At 59.1% G+C, this 24,312-nt stretch carries 21 protein-coding genes; all 21 read left to right on the top strand.

The window, feature by feature from the left end; genetic code table 11:
• Nucleotides 1-5 precede the first annotated feature (5 nt).
• The 21 genes from tssH to ABTV87_RS28905 all read left to right on the top strand — a co-directional run bounded on the left by tssH (nucleotide 6) and on the right by ABTV87_RS28905 (nucleotide 24,289).
• A complete protein-coding gene (gene tssH, locus ABTV87_RS29005) occupies nucleotides 6-2,663 on the top strand; it encodes a type VI secretion system ATPase TssH (protein ID WP_007954382.1) in 2,658 nt (885 codons plus the stop codon).
• 10 nt (nucleotides 2,664-2,673) lie between these two features.
• Nucleotides 2,674-4,200, top strand: coding sequence for a sigma-54 interaction domain-containing protein (locus tag ABTV87_RS29000; RefSeq protein ID WP_433898754.1), 1,527 nt, complete (start codon nucleotides 2,674-2,676; stop codon nucleotides 4,198-4,200).
• Between the two features lie 93 nt (nucleotides 4,201-4,293).
• Nucleotides 4,294-4,434: a hypothetical protein gene (locus ABTV87_RS28995; RefSeq protein ID WP_003229566.1), complete on the top strand. Its 141-nt coding sequence runs from the start codon at nucleotides 4,294-4,296 to the stop codon at nucleotides 4,432-4,434.
• Between the two features lie 18 nt (nucleotides 4,435-4,452).
• The gene (gene tagH / locus ABTV87_RS28990; RefSeq protein ID WP_085606165.1) at nucleotides 4,453-5,646 is read left to right on the top strand and encodes a type VI secretion system-associated FHA domain protein TagH; all 1,194 of its coding nucleotides are present in this window, start codon (nucleotides 4,453-4,455) and stop codon (nucleotides 5,644-5,646) included.
• Between the two features lie 5 nt (nucleotides 5,647-5,651).
• The gene (tssJ, locus tag ABTV87_RS28985) at nucleotides 5,652-6,152 is read left to right on the top strand and encodes a type VI secretion system lipoprotein TssJ (RefSeq protein WP_011336587.1); all 501 of its coding nucleotides are present in this window, start codon (nucleotides 5,652-5,654) and stop codon (nucleotides 6,150-6,152) included.
• Nucleotides 6,153-6,154: 2 nt separating this feature from the next.
• The gene (tssK, locus tag ABTV87_RS28980; RefSeq protein WP_085606163.1) at nucleotides 6,155-7,486 is read left to right on the top strand and encodes a type VI secretion system baseplate subunit TssK; all 1,332 of its coding nucleotides are present in this window, start codon (nucleotides 6,155-6,157) and stop codon (nucleotides 7,484-7,486) included.
• Between the two features lie 5 nt (nucleotides 7,487-7,491).
• Nucleotides 7,492-8,367 carry a type IVB secretion system protein IcmH/DotU gene (gene icmH, locus ABTV87_RS28975; protein WP_007954389.1) on the top strand — a complete coding sequence of 292 codons (876 nt, stop codon included), beginning with the start codon at nucleotides 7,492-7,494 and terminating at the stop codon, nucleotides 8,365-8,367.
• 13 nt (nucleotides 8,368-8,380) lie between these two features.
• The gene (tssM, locus tag ABTV87_RS28970; protein ID WP_433898753.1) at nucleotides 8,381-11,920 is read left to right on the top strand and encodes a type VI secretion system membrane subunit TssM; all 3,540 of its coding nucleotides are present in this window, start codon (nucleotides 8,381-8,383) and stop codon (nucleotides 11,918-11,920) included.
• Nucleotides 11,920-12,648, top strand: coding sequence for a PP2C family protein-serine/threonine phosphatase (locus tag ABTV87_RS28965; RefSeq protein ID WP_433898752.1), 729 nt, complete (start codon nucleotides 11,920-11,922; stop codon nucleotides 12,646-12,648). The genes tssM and ABTV87_RS28965 overlap by 1 nt, the downstream gene beginning before the upstream one ends.
• Nucleotides 12,645-13,646, top strand: coding sequence for a serine/threonine-protein kinase (locus tag ABTV87_RS28960; RefSeq protein ID WP_221534032.1), 1,002 nt, complete (start codon nucleotides 12,645-12,647; stop codon nucleotides 13,644-13,646). Before ABTV87_RS28965 ends, ABTV87_RS28960 begins: the two co-directional genes overlap by 4 nt.
• Nucleotides 13,647-13,674: 28 nt before the next feature.
• On the top strand, nucleotides 13,675-15,717 hold the full coding sequence (locus ABTV87_RS28955; RefSeq protein WP_433898751.1) for a type VI secretion system tip protein VgrG: 2,043 nt from the start codon (nucleotides 13,675-13,677) through the stop codon (nucleotides 15,715-15,717).
• A gap of 51 nt (nucleotides 15,718-15,768) precedes the next feature.
• On the top strand, nucleotides 15,769-18,420 hold the full coding sequence (locus ABTV87_RS28950; RefSeq protein WP_433898750.1) for a pesticin C-terminus-like muramidase: 2,652 nt from the start codon (nucleotides 15,769-15,771) through the stop codon (nucleotides 18,418-18,420).
• Nucleotides 18,402-18,992 (top strand): lysozyme inhibitor LprI family protein, encoded by a 591-nt coding sequence (locus ABTV87_RS28945; protein WP_433898749.1) that lies wholly within the window; start codon nucleotides 18,402-18,404, stop codon nucleotides 18,990-18,992. The genes ABTV87_RS28950 and ABTV87_RS28945 overlap by 19 nt, the downstream gene beginning before the upstream one ends.
• Nucleotides 18,993-19,170: 178 nt before the next feature.
• Nucleotides 19,171-19,620, top strand: coding sequence for a hypothetical protein (locus ABTV87_RS28940; protein WP_433898748.1), 450 nt, complete (start codon nucleotides 19,171-19,173; stop codon nucleotides 19,618-19,620).
• Between the two features lie 9 nt (nucleotides 19,621-19,629).
• Complete coding sequence (locus tag ABTV87_RS28935; protein WP_433898747.1) at nucleotides 19,630-20,091, top strand: XAC2610-related protein; 462 nt, start codon at nucleotides 19,630-19,632, stop codon at nucleotides 20,089-20,091.
• A 20-nt stretch (nucleotides 20,092-20,111) separates the two neighbouring features.
• Nucleotides 20,112-21,461: a lysozyme inhibitor LprI family protein gene (locus ABTV87_RS28930; protein WP_433898746.1), complete on the top strand. Its 1,350-nt coding sequence runs from the start codon at nucleotides 20,112-20,114 to the stop codon at nucleotides 21,459-21,461.
• Nucleotides 21,462-21,488: 27 nt separating this feature from the next.
• Entirely contained in the window at nucleotides 21,489-21,734 is a 246-nt protein-coding gene (locus ABTV87_RS28925) for a hypothetical protein (RefSeq protein ID WP_433898745.1), read from the top strand.
• A gap of 55 nt (nucleotides 21,735-21,789) precedes the next feature.
• Nucleotides 21,790-22,239, top strand: coding sequence for a hypothetical protein (locus ABTV87_RS28920; protein ID WP_433898744.1), 450 nt, complete (start codon nucleotides 21,790-21,792; stop codon nucleotides 22,237-22,239).
• A gap of 28 nt (nucleotides 22,240-22,267) precedes the next feature.
• Nucleotides 22,268-22,645, top strand: a complete 378-nt coding sequence (locus ABTV87_RS28915) for a hypothetical protein (RefSeq protein ID WP_433898743.1) — start codon at nucleotides 22,268-22,270, stop codon at nucleotides 22,643-22,645.
• Nucleotides 22,646-22,664: 19 nt separating this feature from the next.
• A complete protein-coding gene (locus ABTV87_RS28910) occupies nucleotides 22,665-23,531 on the top strand; it encodes a tetratricopeptide repeat protein (RefSeq protein ID WP_433898742.1) in 867 nt (288 codons plus the stop codon).
• Between the two features lie 2 nt (nucleotides 23,532-23,533).
• Nucleotides 23,534-24,289, top strand: coding sequence for a lysozyme inhibitor LprI family protein (locus ABTV87_RS28905; protein WP_221534046.1), 756 nt, complete (start codon nucleotides 23,534-23,536; stop codon nucleotides 24,287-24,289).
• Nucleotides 24,290-24,312 lie beyond the last annotated feature (23 nt).

Here is a 24,312-nt window from a genome sequence, read left to right as displayed (position 1 = left end):
GAGCCATGATCAACGTAGACCTGCAACAACTCATCCAGGCGCTGGACGCCGAAACCCGTCGCGATCTGGAGCGTTCGGCCGAGCGCTGCGTGGCCCGTGGCGGCAGCAAGATTCTGGTCGAAGACTTGCTGCTCGGCCTGCTGGAGCGCCCGAACGGTCTGCTCTCCCGCGCATTGCAGGATGCCGACGTTGATGCCGGCGAGCTGAGCGCCGCGCTGCAATCGCGGGTCGAGCACAGCGCTTCGCGCAACCCGGTGTTCGCGCCGGAACTGGTGCAGTGGCTGCAAGACGCGCTGCTGGTGGCCAACCTTGAACTGGGCCAGACCTCGGTCGAAGACGCGGCGCTGATCCTCGCGCTGCTGCGCAACCCGATGCGTTACGCCGGTAGCCGCTACCAGCCGTTGCTCGCCAAACTGAACATCGATCGCCTGAAGGAATTTGCCCTGTCGCAACAGCCTCAGGCAGCGGCCAACGGCAAACCGGCCGCCCAAGGCGAATCGCTGCTGGAGCGCTTCACTCACAACCTGACCCAACAGGCCCGCGACGGCAAACTCGACCCGGTGCTGTGCCGCGATGGCGCGATCCGCCAGATGGTCGACATCCTCGCCCGTCGCCGCAAGAACAACCCGATCGTGGTCGGTGAAGCCGGTGTCGGTAAAACCGCCATCGTCGAAGGCCTGGCCTCGCGCATCGCTGCCGGTGAAGTGCCGCAAGTGCTCAAGGGCGTCGAGCTGCTGTCGTTGGACATGGGCTTGTTGCAAGCTGGCGCCAGCGTCAAAGGTGAATTCGAGCGTCGTCTGAAAGGCGTGATCGACGAGGTTAAAGCCTCGCCGAAGCCGATCATCCTGTTCATCGACGAAGCCCACACCCTGATCGGCGCGGGCGGCAATGCCGGCGGTTCCGACGCGGCCAACCTGCTGAAACCGGCACTGGCGCGCGGCGAATTACGCACCATCGCCGCGACCACCTGGGCCGAGTACAAGAAATATTTCGAGAAAGACCCGGCGCTGGCCCGTCGTTTCCAGCCGGTTCAACTGCACGAACCGACCGTGAGCGAAGCGGTGACCATTCTGCGTGGTCTGGCGCAGGTCTACGAGAAGAGCCACGGCATCTACCTGCGCGATGACGCGGTGGTTTCGGCGGCGGAACTGTCCGCCCGTTACCTGGCCGGCCGCCAACTGCCGGACAAGGCCGTCGATGTGCTCGACACCGCGTGCGCCCGCGTTCGTATCAGCCTCGCCGCCGCGCCGGAAAGCCTGGAACGCCTGCGTGGCGAACTGGCCGAAGGTGGCCGTCAGCGTCAGGCCCTGCGCCGCGATGCCGAAGCCGGTCTGCTGATCGACCACGAAGCGCTGGATGCACTGGAAGCGCGCCTGGACGAAGCCGAAGCGGAAATGGTCGCACTGGAAACCCTGTGGACCGAGCAGAAACAACTGGCCGAGCGCCTGCTGGAACTGCGTCAGCAACTGGCCAAGGCCCGTGAAGCCGCTGCGGTCGAGCCGGTGGTCACCGTTGAGGAAGACGCCGAAGGCACCGTGATCGAAACCCACGCCGCCGACGTCGACGAAGCCCTCAGCGTCGAAGCGCTGGAAGCACAACTCAACGAAACCCACAGCGCCCTGACCGCTGCTCAGGTCAAAGAGCGTCTGGTCAGCTTCGAAGTCTGCCCACGTCTGGTGGCTGAAGTGATCAGCGCCTGGACCGGCGTGCCGCTGGCGCAACTGGCCCGCGAACACAACGCCAAAGTCGCGAGCTTCGCCACCGACCTGCGCACCCGCATTCGTGGTCAGGAACAAGCCGTCCACGCACTGGATCGCTCGATGCGCGCCACCGCTGCCGGCCTGAACAAGCCTGACGCACCGGTCGGCGTGTTCCTGCTGGTCGGCCCGAGCGGCGTCGGCAAGACCGAAACCGCATTGGCACTCGCCGACCTGCTGTACGGCGGCGACCGTTTCATCACCACCATCAACATGTCCGAGTTCCAGGAGAAGCACACCGTTTCCCGCCTGATCGGTGCACCGCCAGGTTACGTCGGTTACGGCGAGGGCGGCATGCTCACCGAAGCCGTGCGCCAGAAGCCGTATTCGGTGGTATTGCTCGATGAAGTCGAGAAGGCCGACCCGGACGTGCTCAACCTGTTCTACCAAATCTTCGACAAAGGCGTGGCCAACGACGGCGAAGGGCGCGAGATCGACTTCCGCAATACGCTGATCCTGATGACCTCGAACCTGGGCAGCGACAAGATCAGCGACCTCTGCGAAGACGGCGCGCGCCCGACCGCCGAAGTGCTGGAAGAAACCATTCGCCCGGTGCTCAGCAAACACTTCAAACCGGCGCTGCTGGCGCGGATGAAAGTGGTGCCGTACTACCCGGTCGGCGGCCCGGTGCTGCGCGAGCTTATCGAGATCAAACTCGGTCGTCTGGGCGAGCGCCTGAACCGTCGTCAGCTGGACTTCAGCTGGTGCCAGAACCTCGTCGATCACCTGTCCGAGCGTTGCACGCAAAGCGAAAGCGGTGCGCGCCTGATCGACCACTTGCTCGACCAGCACGTGTTGCCGCTGGTAGCCGACCGCCTGCTCGACGCCATGGCCACCGGTGAAAGCCTCAAGCGCGTGCACGCGACGCTCGACGGTGAAGCCAGCGTGACCTGCGAGTTCGCCTGAGGTGAGTGTGATGTTCACTCAAGTGCCGCAGCCACTGCTCTATGCCGAAGCCTTGCTGGCGCAGTTCGCCAGCCTGTCGCGTGCGGCGGACGGTGCTGCGCTGCTGGGTGACTTCGTGCGCGGTCTGGCCGGGCTGAGCAGTTGCGAACTGACGCAGCTGTACTTGCTGGACGCCACGCACACGTCGCTGGGGATGAATGCCGAATGCCTCGACGGCGTGCTGCAACCGCGCAGTGCGGCGAGCCTGCCGGCGGATTACAACGGCGAGCAACTGTTGCAGTTCGCCCTGTGCCAGAACCGCGTGGTGTGCTTCGACGACCTGGGCGGCAGCCTGCACGAAACCAGTTTTCTGCCGGCGTCGTCCACGCCGTGGCAGTCGCTGTTGTGTGTGCCGCTGGTCAATCAGCAGAAGGCTGTCGAAGGCCTGTTGCTGTGCGCCAGCCGTCGCCACATCAACCTGCAAGGCTTCGCCGATTCCCTCGGCCAGCTCGGCTCGTTCGTGCTCGGTCAGTTGCACTTGCTGCAACGTCTGCGCCAGCCAGTGGATGCGGCGGCGCCGGTCTTGCGCAGTCTGCCGAGTGCCAGTGGCTACGGCCTGATCGGCAAGAGCGCGGCGATGCGCCAGACCTACTCGCTGATCAGCAAAGTCCTGCACAGCCCGTACACCGTGCTGTTGCGTGGCGAGACCGGCACCGGCAAGGAAGTGGTCGCGCGGGCGATCCACGATTGCGGCCCGCGCCGGTCCCAGGCATTCATCGTGCAGAACTGCGCGGCGTTCCCGGAAAACCTGCTGGAAAGCGAGCTGTTCGGCTATCGCAAAGGTGCGTTCACCGGCGCCGATCGTGACCGCGCCGGGCTGTTCGACGCGGCCAATGGCGGCACTCTGTTGCTCGATGAAATCGGCGACATGCCGCTGTCGCTGCAAGCCAAGTTGCTGCGCGTGTTGCAGGAAGGCGAGATCCGTCCGCTGGGTTCCAACGATACCCACAAGATCGACGTGCGCATCATCGCCGCGACGCACCGCGACCTGTCGGTGCTGGTCAGCGAAGGCAAATTCCGTGAGGACCTGTACTACCGCCTCGCGCAATTCCCGATCGAATTGCCGGCCCTGCGTCAACGCGAAGGCGACATCCTCGACCTGGCCAAACACTTCGCCGACAAGGCCTGCGCATTCCTGCAACGCGATCCGGTGCGCTGGTCGGACGCTGCGCTGGATCACCTGTCCGGTTACACCTTCCCCGGCAACGTGCGCGAACTCAAAGGTCTGGTCGAGCGGGCAGTGCTGTTGTGCGAGGGCGGCGAGTTGCTGGCCGAGCATTTCTCGCTGCGCCTGGAATCGGCGCCGGCGCCGGAGGACCACTGCGGCCTCAATCTGCGCGAACGACTGGAAGCGGTCGAACGCAATCTGTTGCTCGATTGCCTGCGCAAGAACGACGGCAACCAGACGCTCGCCGCCCGGGAACTGGGCTTGCCGCGGCGCACGCTGCTGTACCGGCTCGGTCGCTTGAACATCAATCTGGGTGATTTCGATGGGTAGGCGAAAGTCCGTCGGATTCACCTCGAAAACCTATTTCAGCGCCGCCCGTGAGGGTCGGCGCTTTGTGCTTTGTCTACACCTGGAGACCCTCTGATGTCTGTTCGTCACTGGCACGCTGTCCTGCTGACCCTCGTCGTTCTATGCGGCCTCGGCGGCTGCAGCGGCAATTACAAATTCAACGATAACGATTACCGCCCGTTGGGTGATCCGCAGGCGGTCAATCGCGGCAAGTGACCGCAAGGAGCATCAAACATGGAATTGGTTTTCGAAATGCTGAACACCAAGCAGTTCGTGCCCACCGAGCTGTGCCAGCGGACCTTCAAACAGGCCGGTGGCGTGATCGGGCGGGGCGAGGACTGCGACTGGATCATCCCTGACCGCAAGCGTCACTTGTCCAACCACCACGCGATTGTCAGCTATCGCGAGGGTACGTTTTTCCTGACCGACACCAGCAGCAACGGTGTTCAGGACGGCGACAGCGGCGCGCGCCTGCACAAGGGCGAACCGGTGCGCATCGAGCACGGCAGCACCTACGTGCTGGGCGACTTCGAGATTCGCGCGCGCCTGGTGCGCGACCCGGCGACGTTCGACGGTGAAGTAGGCCTGCCACGCGCCGCCGGCACCATCATTCCGGACGACGCGTTCCTCGACCTCGACCCGCTGAAGTCGCTGGAGCAGCAAGAGCGCGTGTACTCGGAATTCGAGGAAATGCTCGCGCCGGTTACCGATCCTGAAGACTCCCGTCAGCGCGCCGACTACGCGCGCATCGACATGGAAAGCCTGATGGTACCGGAGCTGATTGTCGAGCCCACGCCTGAGCCTGCACCGGCACCGAAAGCGGTCGAGCGTCAGAGCGAAACCTTCTGGGACAAATTCGGCGCGGCCCTCGGCGTGAACGTGAAGAACCTCAGCCACGACGAGCGTGAAGCCCTCGCGCTGAACGCTGCACGTCTGCTGCGCCAGAGCGTCGGCGGTCTGCAACAGAGCCTGCGCACCCGTTCCGAGCTGAAGAACGAACTGCGTCTGGCCCAGACCACCGTGCAAGGCACCAACAAGAATCCGCTGAAATTCGCCGTCGACCCGAGCGAAGCACTGGACATCCTGTTGCAGCCGAACAAGCCGGGCCACTTGCCGGCCGAGCAGGCGATCTCCCGTGCGTTCCGCGACTTGCAGGCGCATCAGGTGGCGCTGCTGACCGCCAGCCGCGCGGCGGTGCGCGGCACTCTGGAGCACTTCTCGCCGGAGCAACTGACCCTGCGTTTCGAGCGTGACAACAAGCCGTTGCTGGCCACCGCCGGCGGCCGCTGGAGAGCGTTCAACCGTTACCACCATGCGCTGCGTCAGGACGACGACTGGAGCGAGCGCCTGTTGGCCCGCGACTTCGCCCAGGCCTACGAAGAACAGATCCGCCTGATCTCCACCCTCCACACCGACCACCAAGGATGATGCGCATGTCTCGCCGCTCGACCGCTTTTTTCAAGACGCTGACCGCGCTCACCCTGTTGGTGCTGCTCGCCGGTTGCTCGTCGCTGTCGCCGTATTCGAAAGTGACCAAGATCAACCTGAAGCTGACCGGCAGCGATCAGCTGAACCCGGATCTCAACGGTCGTCCGTCGCCGATCGTGGTGCGCCTGTTCGAACTCAAGCATCCGGTGACCTTCGAGAATGCTGATTTCTTCAGCCTCTACGAACGCGCCAAGGAATCCCTCAACCCGGATCTGGTGGCCAGCGAAGAACTCGAACTGCGCCCGGGTGAAACCGTGGAGCTGAAACTCAGCGTGGAGGAGGGCAGCCGCTTCATCGGCATCCTCGCCGCGTACCGCGACCTGCCGGAAACCAAGTGGCGCCACACATTCCCGATCACGCCGCTGGAAGTCACCGAAGCTGATCTGACCCTGGATCAGGCCGGTATCCGCAAGACCAACGAAGTGCTCGCCAAGGCGGATGACTGATCATGAATACCCATAAAGTCATCTGGCAGGAAGGCATGCTGCTGCGTCCGCAGCACTTCCAGCACAACGACCGCTACTACGATCACCAGATGAAGACCCGCACCCAGTTGCTGGGCGGTTACACCTGGGGTTTCCTGAACCTTGAGATCGACTTGCAGTTCCTCAACATGGGCAAACTGGTGATCAGTGAAGCCTCGGGGATCCTGCCGGACGGCAGCCTGTTCGAACTCGGCGGCAACACCGAACCGCTGGCGCTGGACGTGCCGCCGAACACCGGCAACATGCCGATCTACCTGGCGCTGCCACTGGTCACCGGTAACCACATCGAGTCCCGTCGCCCGGAGCAGTCCGACGTACTTGCGCGTTACACCGCGTATGACGCCGAAGTCGCCGACTCCAACGCCGGTGACGATTCCGCCAGCCAGGTCAGTTGCGGCCGGCCGGACTTCAAGCTGTTGCTCGGCGAGCAGCAGAGTGACCAGGCTTACGTGAAGCTGAAGATCTGCGACGTGCTCGACACCACGCCGGACGGCGTGATCAGCCTCGACCCGGATTTCGTGCCGACCTACATTCAGGCCCACGCCTCCAGCTACCTGCTGTCGTGCCTGAAAGAAGTGATCAGCATGCTCGGTCACCGGGGCGACACCATTGCCGAGCGTATTCGTTCGAACGGCAAGGTCGGTGGCGCGGAAATCGGCGACTTCATGATGCTGCAACTGATCAACCGCACCGAACTGCTGCTGCGCCACTACCTGGGCCTGGAACAGGTTCACCCGGAAGAGTTGTACCGCACGCTGCTGACCATGCTCGGCGATCTGGCGACGTTCTCCAGCGACAGCAAACGCCCGCGTCTGGACAGCCGCTACTCCCACGCCGACCAGGGTGCGAGCTTCCGCAAACTGATGGAGTCGATCCGTCAGGTGCTGTCGATGGTGCTGGAACAGCACGCCATCGAACTGATCCTGCAAGCGCGTCAGTACGGGATCATCGTGTCGCCGCTGCACGACCACAAACTGCTGGGCTCGGCGTCGTTCGTGCTGGCAGCCAGTGCCAACTGCGACTCCGAAGAATTGCGCAACCGCTTGCCTGCGCACCTCAAGGTCGGCCCGGTGGAGCGCATCCGCCAACTGGTCAACCTGCACCTGCCGGGGATCAAGGTCAAACCGTTGCCGGTTGCCCCACGGCAGATCGCGTTCCACTCGAACAAAACCTATTTCATCCTCGAACTCAGTTCCGAAGACCTGGCACAACTCGAGCGCTCCGGCGGCTTCGCGTTCCACGTGTCCGGCGAATTCGCCGAGCTTGAACTGAAATTCTGGGCCATCAGGAACTGACCGACATGATCAAGGACATGGAACACAACCAGGACGACAAAACCGTCCTGCTCGACCGTCAGGGCCATGGCCCGGCGGCGAGTCCGCTGACCGACTTCGCCGCGCCGCCGCGCTTCGAACAACTGGAAGAACGGATGATCTACGCCGCGCGCCTGCGCCCGGCGGAGGCCTTCAACATCAGCCTCAATTCGCTGGTGGCGGCGTCGTCCGAACTGCTGTCGGAAGTGGTGCGCCTCAAGCACAGCGAAACCCGCGAAGACCTCTACGCGCTCAACGAGCGCCTGACCGCCGGGCTCAAGCTGTTTGAAGTGCGCGCCCTGCACAACGGCGCCGAAAGCAGCCAGGTGATGGCGGCCCGTTACGTGCTCTGCACCGTGGTCGACGAAGCTGTCGTGACCACGCCATGGGGCAACGAAAGCGAGTGGTCGCAGATGAGCCTGCTCAGCAGCTTCCACAACGAAACCTTCGGTGGCGAGAAGTTCTTCCAGCTGCTCGATCGGCTGTCGAAAAACCCGGTCAAGCACCTGCCGATGCTGGAACTGATGTACCTGTGCCTGTCCCTCGGTTTCGAGGGCAAGTACCGCGTGCAGGCGCGCGGCATGCTGGAACTCGAAGGCATCCGCGACGCCCTGTACCGGCAGATCCGTCAGTTGCGTGGCGACGTGCCGCGCGAATTGTCGCCGCAATGGGAAGGCCTCAACGATCAGCGCCGCAACCTGGTGCGCATCGTGCCGGCGTGGATGGTGGTGCTGTTCACCTTCGTCTGCCTGGTGATGATGTATTCGGGCTTCGCCTGGGTCTTGGGCGAGCAGCGCGACACCGTTCTGCAACCTTATCAGCCGCTTGATCCGGCCGCGGTCCAGCCGCAGTCGCAGCCGTAAACAGGGACGTGTGATGAAAAAGTTTTTCAAGAAAGTCGGCGCCTTCCTGCGCCAGACCTGGGTCTGGACCCTGCTGCTGGTGCTGTTCGTGGCGCTGCTGGTGTGGTTCGTCGGCCCGCTGTTGGCGGTGGATGACTACAAGTTCTGGGAAGGTTCGACTTCCCGGCTGCTGACCATCAGCGTGCTGTTCCTGATCTGGGGCCTGACCATGGTCTTCGTCAGCTGGCGCGCCGGTATCCGCAAGAAAGCCGTCGAAGAAACCGAAGACGGCCAGGACCGTATCCGCCGCGAAGAGTTGATCGACGAAGAGCAGAAAGAGTTGAAGGAGCGTTTCAAGGACGCCCTGAAAACCCTCAAGACCTCGAGCCTGTATCGCGGCCGCAGCGAGCGCTGGCGCAGTGACTTGCCGTGGTACTTGCTGATCGGCCCGCAGGCCAGCGGCAAGACCAGCCTGCTGGACTTCTCCGGACTGGAATTCCCGATCAACAAGATCGACCGCAAGCTGACCCGCGACACCCACGGCACCCGTCATTGCGACTGGTACTTCGCCGATCACGGTGTACTGATCGACACCGCTGGCCGCTACCTGACCCAGCCGGATTCGGAAGTCGACGGCAGCGCCTGGACCACTCTGCTGGAACTGCTGCGCAAGCGTCGTCGTGGTCGTCCGCTGAACGGCGTGCTGGTGACCATTCCGGTGGAAACCCTGACCAGTGGCAGCGAGCAGGACATCGACACGCTGGCTCGCCAGGTGCGCGCGCGTCTGCAAGACGTCTATCAGAAGCTGCACGTCGACGTGCCGGTGTATCTGGTGCTGAGCAAGGCAGACAAGCTGCTGGGCTTCGACGAGTTCTTCGACCAACTGACCCGCGAAGAAAGCGATCAGGTGCTGGGTACCAGTTTCCGCAAGGATCAGCTTGGCACCGACGTGGCTGTGCTGCGCGGCGAGTTCGAAGAGCTGCTGCGTCGCCTCAACAGCCAGGTGATCATGCGCATGCACTCCGAGCGCGATACCCAGCGCCGTGGCCGCATCCTCGACTTCCCGCACCAGATGGGCCAGATCGGCGAGCGCCTGTGCCTGTTCGTCGACATGGCGTTCACCGGTAACCGCTACCAGCGTGCGACGCTATTGCGTGGTTTCTACCTGACCAGCGCCCCGCACCTGACCCACGAAATGGATTCGACCACCGCCGGTATCGGCGCGAGTCTGGGCATGAGCGCCGGCGTGTTGCCGACACTGCGCAGCGGTCGTTCGCGTTTCATCCACCATTTGCTCAGCCGGGTGATTTTCCCGGAGTCCGACCTCGCCGGTCTGGACAAGCGCGAGCGCAGCCGCATCCATTGGGGCCAGCGTGCGTTGTACGTTGGTGCACTGGGCGCGCTGGCGTTATTCGGCATGCTCTGGGCCGGTGGTTTCTCGGCCAACTGGGAGCGTCTGGAAAACCTGCGCAATCTGGCGCAGAACTGGACCCAGCAACGCACCGCACTGTCGCCGCGCGATGACGCCATGGGCACGCTGAAAACCCTCGACACCAGCTACGCCGCGACTCAGGTGTTCCCGAAGAAGGGCGACGCTGCGTACCACGAGCGGATGGGGCTGTATCAGGGCCAGGACGTCAATCCGGTGGTCAAGGAGGCTTACGAGCGCGAGCTTGAAAAGCAACTGCTGCCACGCGTTGCAACCATGCTTGAAGGCCAGATCCGCGCCAACATGAAGGACCGCGAAAAGCTGATCAACAGCCTGCGCGCGTACCTGATGCTGAACATGAAGGATCGTCGTGACGCGGCATGGCTCAAGGATTGGGTCGCTACCGACTGGTCCCAGCGCTACACCGGAAACACCGCGGTGCAGAACGGTTTGAACGCACACCTTGAGCGTCTGCTGAAGCTGCCGTTTATCTATCCGCTCAACGAGCAACTGGTGACTCAGGCGCGTCAGGTCCTGCGCAGTGAGTCGCTGGCAAACGTGGTCTACCGCATGCTCCGCGAGCAGGCGCGCAACCTGCCGGACTATCGTTTCAGCCAACACCTCGGGCCGCAGGGCTCGCTGTTCATCGGCACCGAATACGTGATCCCGGGCTTCTACACCCAGACCGGTTATCAGCAGTATTTCTCGGTGCAAGGTGCGTCGCTGGTGACCGACATCCTGCGTGACAACTGGGTGCTGGGCGAAGGCGCCGGCATCAGCGACATGGATCTGCGTCGCCTGATGGTCGAGCTGGAGCAACTGTACTTCCGCGACTACGCCAACTACTGGAGCGAGGCCGTTGGCCAGGTGGCACTGCCGCCGATCAGCGATGCCGGTGAAGGCGCCGAGCAACTGGCGGGCCTGACCTCGGCCAACTCGCCGGTGCTGGCGTTGCTGACCGAAGTGCGTGAGAACACCCGCTTCCCGGCGGCTCCCGAGCCGGTGGATGAAGCCGGTGACGCCGCCGATGCTTTGGCGGGGCAGAAGGGCAAACTGGGCAAGGTCGGCAAACTCGCTTCCGCTGTCGCGGACAAGGCTTCGGCCATGAACGTGGCGAAGAACCTGCCGGACACCGCCAAGAAGTCCCTGCAACGTCGCTTCGAGCCGCTGCATAAACTGCTCGACGACAACAATGGCCCGGCCGCTGACCTGACCCCGGCCTTCACGGCGCTCAACGACCTGCAACTGCAACTGGCGGGTCTCGCCCGTTCCAGCACGCCGGAGCAAGCCGCATTCGAACTGGCCAAGACCCGCATGAGCGGCCAGCGTGATGCGCTGACCAACCTGCGCAATGCGTCCGGTCGTCTGCCGCGTCCGCTGAGCGTGTGGTTCAACGTGCTGGCCGAAGACTCGTGGCGCCTGGTGCTCAACGATGCCTACCAATACCTGAACGGCCGTTATCAGAACGAGCTGTACAGCGTGTATGGCAAAACCATCAGCAAGCGCTATCCGTTCAGCGCGTCGAGCACCAGCGACGTGGCGATCAGCGATTTCCGCGAGTTCTTCCGCGCTCAAGGCACCATCGACCGCTTCTTCGACAACTACATGCGTCCGTTCGTCAGCGGTGATCCGGGCAACTACCGGATGCGCAGCATCGACGGTCGCAGCCTGCCAGTGTCCAAGGTCTTCCTCGACCAGATGGCGGCTGCACTGAACATTCGTCAGAGCTTCTTCTCGATCAACCCGGCCGAGCCGACCGTGCAGTTCAAGCTTGAGCCGTACACCCTCGATCCGGCGGTCAGCCGTTCCGAGTTCAAGTTCGGCGACAAAACCATGGAATACCGCCACGGTCCGATCCTGCCCATGAACTTCAAGTGGCCGACCGATGCTGAAGACGGTCGCACCAGCCTGGTCATGGACAAGATGGCCGGCCGCCCGATCGGCATCGAAAAGAACTCCGGCCCGTGGTCGTTGTTCCGTCTGTTCGACCTGATGCAGACCGAGTACCTGACCGGTCGCGACGTGCTGGTGCTGAAAGCCGATGTGGGTGGCCTGCGCGCCAACTACCTGCTGACCAGCCAGCGCACGCCGAACCCATTCGACATGGGCGTGATGCGCACCTTCCGTATGCCGGTGCAGCTCTGATGCTGGTGGCCAGTCCCTGGCGCAGCGCGGCGCGAACCGACCCGGGCAAGGTGCGGTCGCGCAACGAAGATGCCTTCCTCGACACCCCGCAGCATGGGCTGTGGGTGGTCGCGGACGGCATGGGCGGTCATCAGGGTGGCGACATCGCCAGTCAGTTGATCGTCGCCAGCCTGGCTGAACTGCCGCAGCACGAAGACTTCGACGAACGCCTCAAAGCCATCCGCCAGTGCCTGCACTGGCTGAACCGGCGCCTAGGGCAGGAGTTGACCGTCACCGCCGGGCATCACGACAGCATCATGGGTAGCACCGTCGTGGCGCTGCTGGTGGACGGCAATCGCGCGGCCTGCATCTGGGCCGGCGACAGCCGTTGCTACCTGTGGCGCGGGCAGCGGTTGTATCAGCTGTCGAAGGATCATTCGCTGCAGCAGCAACTGATCGACGAGCAGCAGATGAGCGTCGAACAGGCAGCGGCGCACCCGGCAGCCCAGGCCTTGACCCGGGCGGTGGGCGCGGCGGAACAACTGACCCTGGATGTGCTGGAACTCGAGGTGTATCCGGGCGATGTGTTCCTGCTGTGCAGCGATGGTTTGTATCAAGGCCTGAGCAGCGATGCCCTCGGTAACGCCCTCAGCCTGGCGGCGCCGCATGTGGCGCTGGAACGTCTGTTCGACGGCGCCCTGCGTGGCGCCGCTCGCGACAACCTGACGGCCGTGGTGATCCGCCAATGACTGAAATCGAATCCTCAGTCGATGACTTGCTGATGAGCGAAGAGCAGGCCAACAACCTGACTTACTTCGCCTTCGCCAAGCAACATAACGCCGAACCCGCGCTGGCGCCGACCAAGGCCAGCGTCGGCGAACTGCCGGATGTTCTGGCAGGCCGCTACCATCTCGAGCGTCTGCTCGGGGCCGGTGGCATGGGTGCGGTTTACCGGGCCCGGGATCTGCTGCACGAACAGTTCGGCGATCCCGATCCTTACATTGCGCTGAAAATCCTCAGCGAAGAATTTGCCGAATCGCCGGACGCCAGTGCCTTGCTCTACAGCGAGTTCGCCCTGACCCGACGCCTGCGTCACGACAACGTGCTGCGACCGCACACGTTCGAAGTCGACACCGATTGCCAGCGGGCCTTCATCACCATGGAACTCATGCGTGGCCTGACCCTGGACAAACTGCTCTGCGAGCGGCCGCTGGGCCTGCCGTGGAAAGAACTGCGCGACATCGCGCTGCCGCTGCTCGACGCGCTGGCCTACGCCCACCGTCGCGGCGTGCTGCACGGTGACATGAAACCGAGCAACGTCATGCTCAGCGAAGACGGCGTGCGCCTGTTTGACTTCGGTCTTGGGCAAGCCGAGGAGGGCATCCTGCCCGGCCTGCCGCACCTGAGCCGCGAGCGCTTCAACGCCTGGACCCCGGGCTACGCCGCCCCCGAACTGCTTGAGGGCCAACCGCTGTCGGCCAGCGCGGACGTGTACGGCGTGGCCTGCGTGATCTATGAACTGGCGGGCGGCAAACATCCGTTCCGCCGCTTGCCCTCGACCCAGGCCCGTGACGAACACCTGGATCGCGAACTGCAAGCCCCGGCAAATCTGCCAACACATTGCTGGCCCGCGCTGCGCACCGCGCTGGCCTTTGACGCGGCAGAGCGCACTATCTCTGCCGACCAATTGCGTGACGCCTTGGGCGCCACTTCGTCCTGGTTGCAGCGTTTGCGACTGCGGGCGTAACGGATGACATTCGAACAGGGAGCACTTTATGTTCAACCCAGCTAACGAAACGCACTTCAGCCTGACCGTTGAAGACTACGTGGGCGACCTGCAAGTGCTGTCGTTCACCGGCACCGAAGGCATCAGCCAGCCGTTCCGTTTCGACCTCGAACTGGTCAGCGAAAACCCGGATCTGGACCTGGAAAAACTCCTGCACAAACAGGCGTTCCTCGCCCTCGATCCGCAGGGCTCGGGCATCCACGGCCAGATCTACCGCGTCGCCCAGGGCGATGCCGGCAAACGCCTGACCCGCTACAAGGTCTCGCTGGTGCCGCAGCTGCAATACCTGCATCACCGCACCAACCAGCGCATCTACCAGCAGATGTCGGCGCCGAAAATCATCGCGCTGATCCTCGACGAGCACGGCATCAAGGGCAATGCCTACAGCTTTCAGTTGAGCCAGCCGTGCCCGGATCGCGACTACTGCGTGCAGTACGACGAAACCGACCTGCACTTCGTCCAGCGTCTGTGTGAAGAGGAAGGCATTCACTACCACTTCCAGCACAGCAAGAAGGGTCACCTGCTGGTGTTCGGCGATGACCAGACCGTGTTCCCCAACCTCGGCCAACCGACCGCGTATGTGCAGGGCAGTGGCATGGTCGCCGAAGAACCGGTGATCAAAGGCTTCAAGCTGCGCCTGGAAACCCGCACCAGCCGCACCACCCGCCGCGACTACGACTTCGAAAAACCGCGCCTGCAAATGGAAGCAGCGTACAAACCCGATGGCGAGAGCACTGAACCGGATCTCGAAGACTACGACTATCCCGGCCGCTTCATCGACCGCGCGCGCGGCAAGTTCCTCAGCCAGCGCGCCCTCGAACGTCACCGTGCCGACTACCGTCAGGCCGAAGGTCGCGGCGACCAGACCCGACTGGTCAGCGGCCACTTCATGGAAATGTCCGACCACCCGCGCAGCGAGTGGAACGACCTGTGGCTGCTCACCGAAATCTTCCACGAAGGCAAACAGCCGCAAGTCCTCGAAGAGTCGGTGACCAGCGACACCACCGACAACAAGGACGACTTCCACCAGGGCTACCGCAACACCTTCCTCGCCACCCCGTGGGACGTGTTCTACCGCCCGGCCCTCGAACACCCGAAACCGCGCGTGCTCGGCAGCCAGACCGCCATGGTTACCGGCCCCAAAGGCGAAGAAATCCACTGCGACCAATACGGCCGCATCAAAGTGCAATTCCACTGGGACCGCGAAGGCCTGGCCGACGACAAAACCAGCTGCTGGCTGCGCGTCTCCAGCTCCTGGGCCGGCGACCGCTACGGCGCTATCTCCATCCCGCGCATCGGCATGGAAGTCCTTGTCACCTTCCTCGAAGGCGACCCCGACCAGCCACTGGTCACCGGCTGCCTGTACCACAAGGAAAACCCGGTGCCGTACGCCCTCCCGGCGAACAAAACCCGCAGCGTCTTCAAAACCCTCAGCTCCCCGGGCGGCGGTGGCTACAACGAACTGCGCATCGAAGACAAAAAAGGCGCCGAACAAATCTTCATCCACGCCCAGCGCGACTGGGATGAAAACGTTGAGCACGACCAGAAGATTCGGGTCGGGAATGAACGCCACGACACCGTGGTGAAGAACACCTACACCGAGCTGAAGGCTGAAGAACATCGCACCACGATTTCCGACCGCAAGATCGAAGCGCGGATGGATGACCACCTGACTATTGGTGAGAGCCAGCATGTGAAGCTCGGCACCGCACAACTGACCAGTGCTGGGAAAGAGATACACATCAAGGCTGGGGACAAGATTGTCATTGAGGCGGGGACTGAGCTGACGATTCTCGGCGGCGGCAGTTTCATCAAGCTCGATGGCGGTGGTGTGACGGTGGTTGGGCCGGTGGTGAAGATCAACGCCGGCGGCTCGCCGGGAGCAGGCACTGGCATCGGGATCAAACCGCCGGTGCTGCCGGGGGCGGCGGATAAGGATAAGGCGGGGAGTTTGATGGATCAGGCGTTGTTGAATGCGCCTGAGGAAAAGATCAAACGCAAGCCAAAACGCATGCTCAACTTTTCTGGGTAATACATCGACGGCAATCCAAGCCACCAGGGATCAGAATTCAGGTAATTGGTAATGACAGAGACAACCAGCAAGAAAGTAGAGAAATGGTCGTATCCATTGAAGGTGGGAGCGGCAGAAGCTACGGATCCGCAGCAGTTTTATAAGGCGTTAGCCAAGGCGAAAGATGGTTACTACCCGTTGGGGGCGAATGGCCTCTGGCACGGAGGGGTACATTTCGATGAGGCATCTGGTTTGGTGCAGGATTTGGCGGAGGTCAGGTGCATCGCGGACGGGGAAGTTGTCGCTTATCGTATTGATAGTACTTATCCAAAGTCAGCTTTTGATACCAATGAGGCGGTGTATTCAACGGGTTTTGTACTCGTTAAACATCGTTTAGAGACGCCTGTTCCTCCTGCATCCGCCCCTGCGGCTGGGGGAACACCAGCTGCAGTAACTCCGGGGCCTAGTCTGACTTTCTTTAGTCTTTACATGCACCTCCTGCATTGGGACACGTATGAAAAAACTCCTGCACTGGGTCGGCCTTCATTTTGGAGTGGTGGCACATGGCAGGTGATGGCTACGGCAAAGGATGAAATTCTGGGCTTGAGAGTTCGACAGGAAAGGCGCGGAAAACCGGGATATAGCACGGTGTTGACTGTTTTGCCTCGCGGCACAGTTGTCGAAACTGCTGAAGAAGAAAACGGTTGGCTCAAAGTGGTGAGTGTTACGCCTCCGGATGCCAACCTCCCCGCTGGGAACGGCTGGGTGTTTAAGCGAGAGTTGACTGCAGGGGCCACACCAAATAGCTATAAGGTGGGCAATGCAGCAAAAGATCCGATGACTCCCCCTAAAAAAGGGCTGGCGGTACACGCTTCTCCTAACCAATCCAGTACGACGACCGCTATTTTGCCGATTGGAACTCAGGTGAAAATTGGCAGTGATGGGACGCGCGGTAAATACCAAAAGCTATTGGAAATTTTGGGAGGAAACGCTGTACCTCCGTTGGCAGCAGCGGAGGTTCTTGGCTACGTTTGGGAGGGCCTGCTTGAAACCAAGAGCGAGCCAGCCGAAAAAGACGCTGTCCACGTGTTGGCTACTCCTGTTTTCATAAAAGCAGGGAGTTTGGTGGGGCACGTCGGAAAATATCAGAGCTACTCAGACTCTGCTCCAAGAAATCTTCTGCACTTGGAGGTTTTTAGTTGCGAGGACGTCAAGGCTTTTACTGAGCTGAGTAAACAGAAGGCATCAGGTCTGCCAAAAGCCGAGAAAACTCTGCTTAAAATTCCAAAAGACAGTCTATTAATCACTCATGTTGAAGGCATGAGTGCTAGTAATCCGCCTAGGGTGACTGATCCCCATAAAAAAGTTGGGTACGATTTCATGGTCCCGGTCGGGGTACTGGAAGCATTGCCGGCGGACAGAAAAATCAAGGTTCCTGTCGTAATGGGCGGAACGACAAGTTATACGCTTTGGTGGCGCCTGGATGGTCTTCTTGGTGACGAAAATGGCAATGAAATTGGCGGATGGTTTTCGGAGCCGGACGTGACGTTGTCTCGTCATTCGCCCTTTGAGTGGGAGGGATTCAGTTTTATTGAGGAGACCGTCAGCAACGTGGATCATCTGGCTGCCTCTCTCCATGCTCAAGAAAACCTGACAGAGGAGGAGAAGGCAAGTTATACGCCAAACGTGGGAGCTGCCAATGACGGCCCTGCCAAGCAGCATCTGTTCAAGATGCTGGATAAAAATGGTGATAGTAAACTTACGCCTTCGGAGATAAAGGAAGCGTTAGAGAAACCTTGGTTCTCGCAGCCGATATCTCAGATGGTTACACGTTACGAAAGTGAGTGGCAGTACAAGGGGGAGAAATGGAGCGCCCTAGATGAGTTGATGGGGCATAGTGACGCCGATCCGCATAAGCAATGGGTGGAAGAGAAACTTCGAATCGAGCGACTCGGTTGGTGGGATAAGCTAGTCGGAAAATTCGGAATAACTGGTGATACTAACGTCCAGCATATCCATCCCCTAGGGTTGCTGGGGGGGTTCTTATCGGGCTGTCCTGAAAAGTGTAAGGCGGAAGTTTATACTCTGGACACAACTGTCGGTCCTTATGTCGTTTCCAAAAAGCTGTTTGAGTTTTTATTGGCAATTGAAGCGTATAGAGAACATCCGTATGCGCTTCCTGATAACAATAGCGGCATAACAATTGGCTATGGCTATGACTTGGGACAGCAGACTGCCGCAAGGGTCGATGCGGAGCTTAAAGACCTTTATACGCCTCAGGAAATCGAAAGTTTGAAAGGGGCGTTAGGCAAAAAGGGTCAAGAAGCAAGAGACTATGTTCATAATGTCAGCTCAATATCTATCAGCAAGGATAATGCTCTTAAGTTGGCCGTGATTATGAAGAAGAGATATGCACAACAAGTTGTTGATGTATATCCCAAGGCTGTCAATCTACATCCGGATTGTCAAGGTGTGTTGCTTTCTCTCGTTGTGAACCGAGGAAACTCGTTAACCGGTAATACCCCGGCTAAAGCTCAGAAGCGCTTAGAGATGAAGCAAATAAAAGAAGATTTTGATAACGATCAACCCGAACTGATACCTTCACGTCTTCGCAGTATGAAGCGCTTGTGGGAAAACGATCCCAGCACGGCTGGGGTGGCGACAAGACGTGAAAAGGAAGCGGTATTTTTTGAGGAGGCATTAAAATGCAACTGCTGGAAATAATGAGCAAGTCACTGGTTGCGTTATCAGTTGTTTGGATATCTATAGGCGGCGCATCGGCGGACGTCAGTTGTAGCTCTGCCACCTTGGCGACCCCTGATATTATTAACTGCTCACAGAAATCATTTGAAAAGATTGATAAGGTGCTTAATGAGCAATACAAGGCGCTGTCAATTGAGCTGGATGCGCCGACAAAAGCAGAGCTGATAGCTGCGCAGAAGAAATGGATTAAATTAAAAGATAGTTATTGCAAAGGTGATGGTGACGAAGGTGAAGAGTCGCCTATCGAAAAGCTGTCATGCGTGAAGCAAATCACTAGTTTCCGGGTGAGTGAGCTCATTTATCTTCGTACTGGCGTTATAGGCGATGGCTTCTATAAGGCAGTGTCGTTGGTGAACGAAAAAGCTACATCTATGAACTACCCAAAAGCTATTGAGTTTGTTGGTGGAATCGAAAACTTTGGTTCGGCTTGGAAAGAATACGCAGATGGAAATTGCGCTATGACTTCCAAGCTATTTGGCGAAAATGTGGACCGATGCATGGCGAGGATGCGATTTCAGATTCCAATTTACTAGCTGTTTTCCTGTGTGGATATATTTTCAGATTTATCAATTTGGCTGAAATGGCGGGCGGATTTATTTGTTGGAGTGAAAGGGGAGGTTATTTATGCTATTTGAATATATCTGTTCCTTTTTTGAATAAATCTGTCTGTTAGTTGATGGCGGCATTGTATTGGCTGCTGAGGGAGCGTCTGTGGTTAACGGGTTTTTCATAACTATGAAAAGGTCATGTTTTGGTTTTTTGGCATTATTTCCTTTCGCCGCCCACAGCGCAGTCACCAGCGAATCACTCTGCTTCGAACTATCTGAAACCAGTCCGGTGAAGTTCGAATTCCGTACCTTTTACGACGCCTCCAGCAAATGGTCTGGCGGCTTCGTAAAGTACGCCAAGTCCAGCGAGCCAATTTCCATCGTGTTGACGGATACCCAAAGCGAAATACTCGACGCGGATGCCCCTTGGCAGAGCGCCAGAAGCTGGTCTGAAGTTATCAGCGGCAAGGTCTCAGGGACCTACGAGCTCGTGACTCAAGGAACGCAGATCGTCTCGATGACGTACACGAAGAAGTCCAACGGCAAGGTTTACTACTTTGGAAATAACACCAGCATCGATTCCTCTTTGGAGTCCGGATGCAAGTGGGAGTAGGGCGCGCGCATGAGATCAAAAACTCTAGCAGCATCATTGCTCGGCCTGCTGTGGACGATGCCGGTGTTAGCCGAAACCACAACGTTCAGCCCAACCCAAGGCATCGAAGCGACGCTGGTTCTCGAAGGCTCCACGCTGAACGTCGCGGTTAAAGGCGAAACGCATAACGAGTCCCGGACAATCGATTTTGAAGCCGTAAACGAACTCCATGTGCAGGTCGATGATTTCAATTTCGACGGAGTAAAGGATTTCGCGATCTGGCAGCTCGATGACGGCATGGGCACTTACCGCTATTACCGGGTGTTCATTTACCAAGCCAGAACCGGCACGTTCGGAGAATTGCAGCCGGACTGCAGCGATGGCTTCGTTAATTTGCGCGTCGATAAAAATCGTAAAGCGTTGCTCAGCACCTATTGGGAAATGAACATAGCCAAGCAATGCGCCACCCGTTTCGCCAAACGCAAAGCCTGAATGACTCAAGGAAGAACACAGTGAAACGTTTTGTTTTTACCCTGCTGGCCGTGCTGCTGCCTGTTTCAGCGGTATATGCGCAGGATGACTGCAGCCATGTCACCTCAAGCCTGGAAATGGTGCCCTGCTCGGAGGCGGCGAAGAAAGCTGCCGATACGCAGTTGAACCTCAGCTACAAGCAACTGATAGCGCGGCTTGAGTCTGATTATCGAGCGGATCCGGCATTGGGCGCGGAGTACGCGGCGAAGGTCAAAGAGTCGCAACGTGCATGGCTGAAATTGCGCGATGCGAACTGCCCTTTGGAAGCATTCGAGATCGAGGCGGGGATGCCGACGCATGTGTTCGCGGTCAACTCGTGCATCGCCAGAATGAGCCGCGAGCGCTCGGCGTATCTGGACAAGATCGCGCCTGGTCAACCTGAGCAGTCATCCGATAAAAGCGTTGCGTGCCCATCTGACGACTTCATGCCGTTCCTTGCAGCATTTTCTGCCGATGGCCAATCACAACGCAGGTTTACGGCGATGACGGTCAAATCGCTCGTGTTGAAACCGACAGCCGAAGCCGGTCGTTTCGAACCGATCGTTACGGGTGTGAAGGGGACCGAGTTGAGCTATCCGTTACTGGCACCCATCCCCTCCCGCAAGATTCTGGGAGTCAAGATACAAGAACTCGACGATAGCCATTCCATCGTTGTGGATAAGCGCGCAGGTTGGAGCCACGTCAAAGTATTCAACTTTTCGCGGCAGGCCTGTTGGGTGCTTGAGGGCGTTGAAGACTGGTCGATCAGTGATAAAGATCTGGTCGTTGCGAGCAAGCCCAAGCTGAGCAAGGAAGAGAATTTCTGTTACCAGCGTGCCGAGGCGTTCGAAGCATTGGGGGCTCCGGAAGATCAACCGCTCACGGTCGAGTTGTTTGAAGCCACGTTGGAAAACCTGTTGTGCGCAGCACGCTCTGGAGACCCACTCGCCAGTTACAAAGCCGCCATTCTGAGTCTCTCGGGTATGGCGCCGCAGGTGCCGACGGACGCGCTGGAGTCTTTATTCAAAGCAGCAGCCACTACGTTGCCCAACGGTGCGATGGGGCTTTACGAGTTTTACTGTGACGGCAACGAGCTTACCTTCGACGGGCCCTGCAAAAATCCCGCGCTCGCAGAGCAAGCGCTGATCGGCGCTGTGAAAATGGGTAATGCCGTCGCGATCAGCAAGTTGGGATCGACCTTTGCGAGCGGCGAGTGGGGCACCAAAGACCCCTCCCGAGCCATGGCCTGCTATCAATTGGCTCTCGCCCAGGGCTACGAAGGGGCGAACTTCGGTCTGGAGCATCTGAAGAAGAATTCCACCACTGAAATCAAACCCAGTTATTGCCTCTGACAGCCCCCGAAGCCGTCGGCTGGTGACTTGACCTTTGCCTTCCTGATTCAGTGCCGTGGTTACTTGAAGCATATCGGCGGTGATTACTTTGCCGGGATCAAGGTACTGGACGGTCCGCCCAAGAACGGCGGAGACGTCAAAGACATCGAGATCTATTCCTACATCAGGGATAAACGCGGGCAGATTCGCTACAAAAATAACGTAGCCATGACCCGACCACATCTGTGGCAATTCAACCCGCAGACACAGCGTTATGAAGGTCAGTCCGAATAGATTTCAGTTACGGAGTTAAAGCGTGAAAGGATGTTCAGTTCTACTCGGTGGCCTCTTGGCCATTGCCACGTCCGTGACTTACGCCGCCAACCCGGCCTTCAAGGATTACACCGTTTCCCCAGTGTTCGCCGGCACTAATCATGAGCCTGTGCCGCAAGAACACAGCAACTCGATGATGGATAAGGCTCGTGCACAGGCACTTAAAGGCAAGGTCAACTTTGCCGGCCACTACATCCTGCACCGAGTCGGTTGTGGTGGCAGTGCCATTTGCGGCGAAGTGCTGGATGCGCGTACGGGGGAGGTTGTCGGCGGACTGCCGAATGCATACGACGGCAATACCTTCAGCCTGTCGAACAAGCCCGATAGCCGTCTGCTCATTGTTTCCGGCATTGCAGCCGATACCGAAGAGGACGCGCAGGGTAATGAGCTTGAAAGCCGCTACAGGACCCGCTACTTCGAGTTTGTGAACAACGAGTTCCGGCTGCTGACGTTAAAGGATTTGTGATCGCCGCTGTTTGATTAAGGATGATTGGATGAACCGCTTTTCCATTCGGCCCATGCTGAGTGCACTTCTACTTTTGCCCCTCATCTACGCCATTCCGGCAGCTGCCGAAGCCGGGAGTTGCTACGGCTATCTCACCGAAATGGTTCGTAGCAGTAACTTCCCGTTTCGCTATGTCGGCAAGGACAAGGTCAATCTGCTGATTGATGAAGACGACGGTGAAATGGTGCGAGCCCAGTTGCTCTTTGATACGGACGGCACCGGCACCATCGGCTGGATCAAATACACCCCGGTCACTCGGGTGTTGCTCAACACCTCGGCTGAACTGGAAGAGCCGGTGGAACTGTCATTCGATGCCAAATTCGCCGATGGCTACGCAAAGTGCCTGGCTGGACAACAGGCCGGTTAACGGCAAAAGGGAATTTTCCATGAATCAGTATCTTCTCGCGGGCAGCCTTAAGTGGGTATCGATGATCGGTTGTCTGTTCGGAGCTATGAGCGCCTATGCCGAGGACCCGCCAATAGTCGGTGCCAACGGGAACACGGTGTCATTTCGGGCTACAGAATGGACGATGTCCGGTGTGGATTCGGCGACTGCGTGGTTCACCGCCAATGGGAAAACCTTTCCGCTCTTTGGCGCCGATATTGGCGCCGATGGGCACTCCAATATGCTCAGTCCTGACAAGAAAACCTTGCTGCTCGACCCGGTGATCTTCGGTATGTTGTCGGACGAAAACGGTGAAGAGAAGCTAGTGTCGCAACAGCATTGCACGGTTATCTCAATGGAGACCGGTTGCGTGCTGGCTGATCGTTCGGCCACTTTTTGTGTCGGCCAGTGGAAGGGCAATCAATGGGTTACCGACGACGGCGAAGTGCTCACTCCCGCCCTGGAGACGAGGTCTCCAAAGGACTTGCTGAAACATGTCACAAGTAACGAACCGGCGCAGTCCCGAGCAGAGTCCATCGAATGGGGTCTGGTCTTTTTAAGTCCGGAGTCTTACATGGCGTGTCATCCCCCGGCGCAAAATGTTCAGGCCTATAACGACCTGGGCTTTTACCTGGCTGAGGGCGGCAAAGATGAGCTGGCGCTGAAGTTTTATCGCGGCGTCGAGGCCATCGGTAAACGCACAGTGCTGATGTTGAACATCGCCGATTCACTTTGGCGCCTTGATCGCAAAGACGAAGCGCAGCGTTATTACAGGCAGTACCGCGACGTGATGAGCGCCGACGGCAAGGCGCAGAAAATACCTCAACGTGCAGTTGAGCGCTCCGTCATTCAGGGAATGAAGAATTGAACATGTTTGTGCGTTTTATCGCGTTGTCCTTAGGACTGCTGTCCGCTTCAGCCGCGTTCGCTGAGGACACTTGCAAAGTCATCACTGTGAGCTGGCAATACGACGAATGTGTGGAAGCCGACCGCAAGAGTGCCGATGCAAAACTCAACGCCAGCTACAAAAAGCTGATGGCGCGATTCGAATCTCAATGGAAGTCTGAGCCTGAGCAAGGAAAGGCTTACATGGCCATGGCCAAAGAATCGCAACGCGCCTGGATCAAGTTGCGCGATACCACTTGCCCCCTTGATGCCACGGATGTCGAACCCGGATCGCAGGCATATACCTTGGTGCTCAATAAGTGCATCGCCAGAATGAGTCTAGAGCGTGCAGCCTACCTGGATGCGGTCGTCCCGGATGGTCCGAGTGAAGTGTTTGATGTCGCCAAGGTTTCCAGCTCTGCTTCGCAACGATACGGCGATGTGGTGGCTCGTTATGTCACTACGTTTGGTAGCCCCTGCCTCAATGTTCAGATCCTCGCGCCCAAGGGCAATTGGCGGGTGCTCTCCTCAAAACGGTTTTGCAGTTTTAACGGCAAATCGTTTTGGGATGGTTACGCCAGCGCATTGTTTGAGGATCATGCATTCACTGCGGATGGTTTACACCTGACGCTCAGCTTGTTCGAGCTTCGTGAAGAGGCAGAGAAGCGCCTCACCTGTGTAATTCCAATTCAGAACGAGCAAATCAAAGAGCTGAAGTGCGGCGCACCTGAGTCATCGTGAAACCATCAGCGTAAATTTAGAAG

This window comes from Pseudomonas sp. PSE1(2024) (assembly GCF_050990555.1).
Lineage (GTDB): Bacteria > Pseudomonadota > Gammaproteobacteria > Pseudomonadales > Pseudomonadaceae > Aquipseudomonas > Aquipseudomonas aphyarum.
This window is presented reverse-complemented; position numbering and strand designations above follow the sequence as displayed.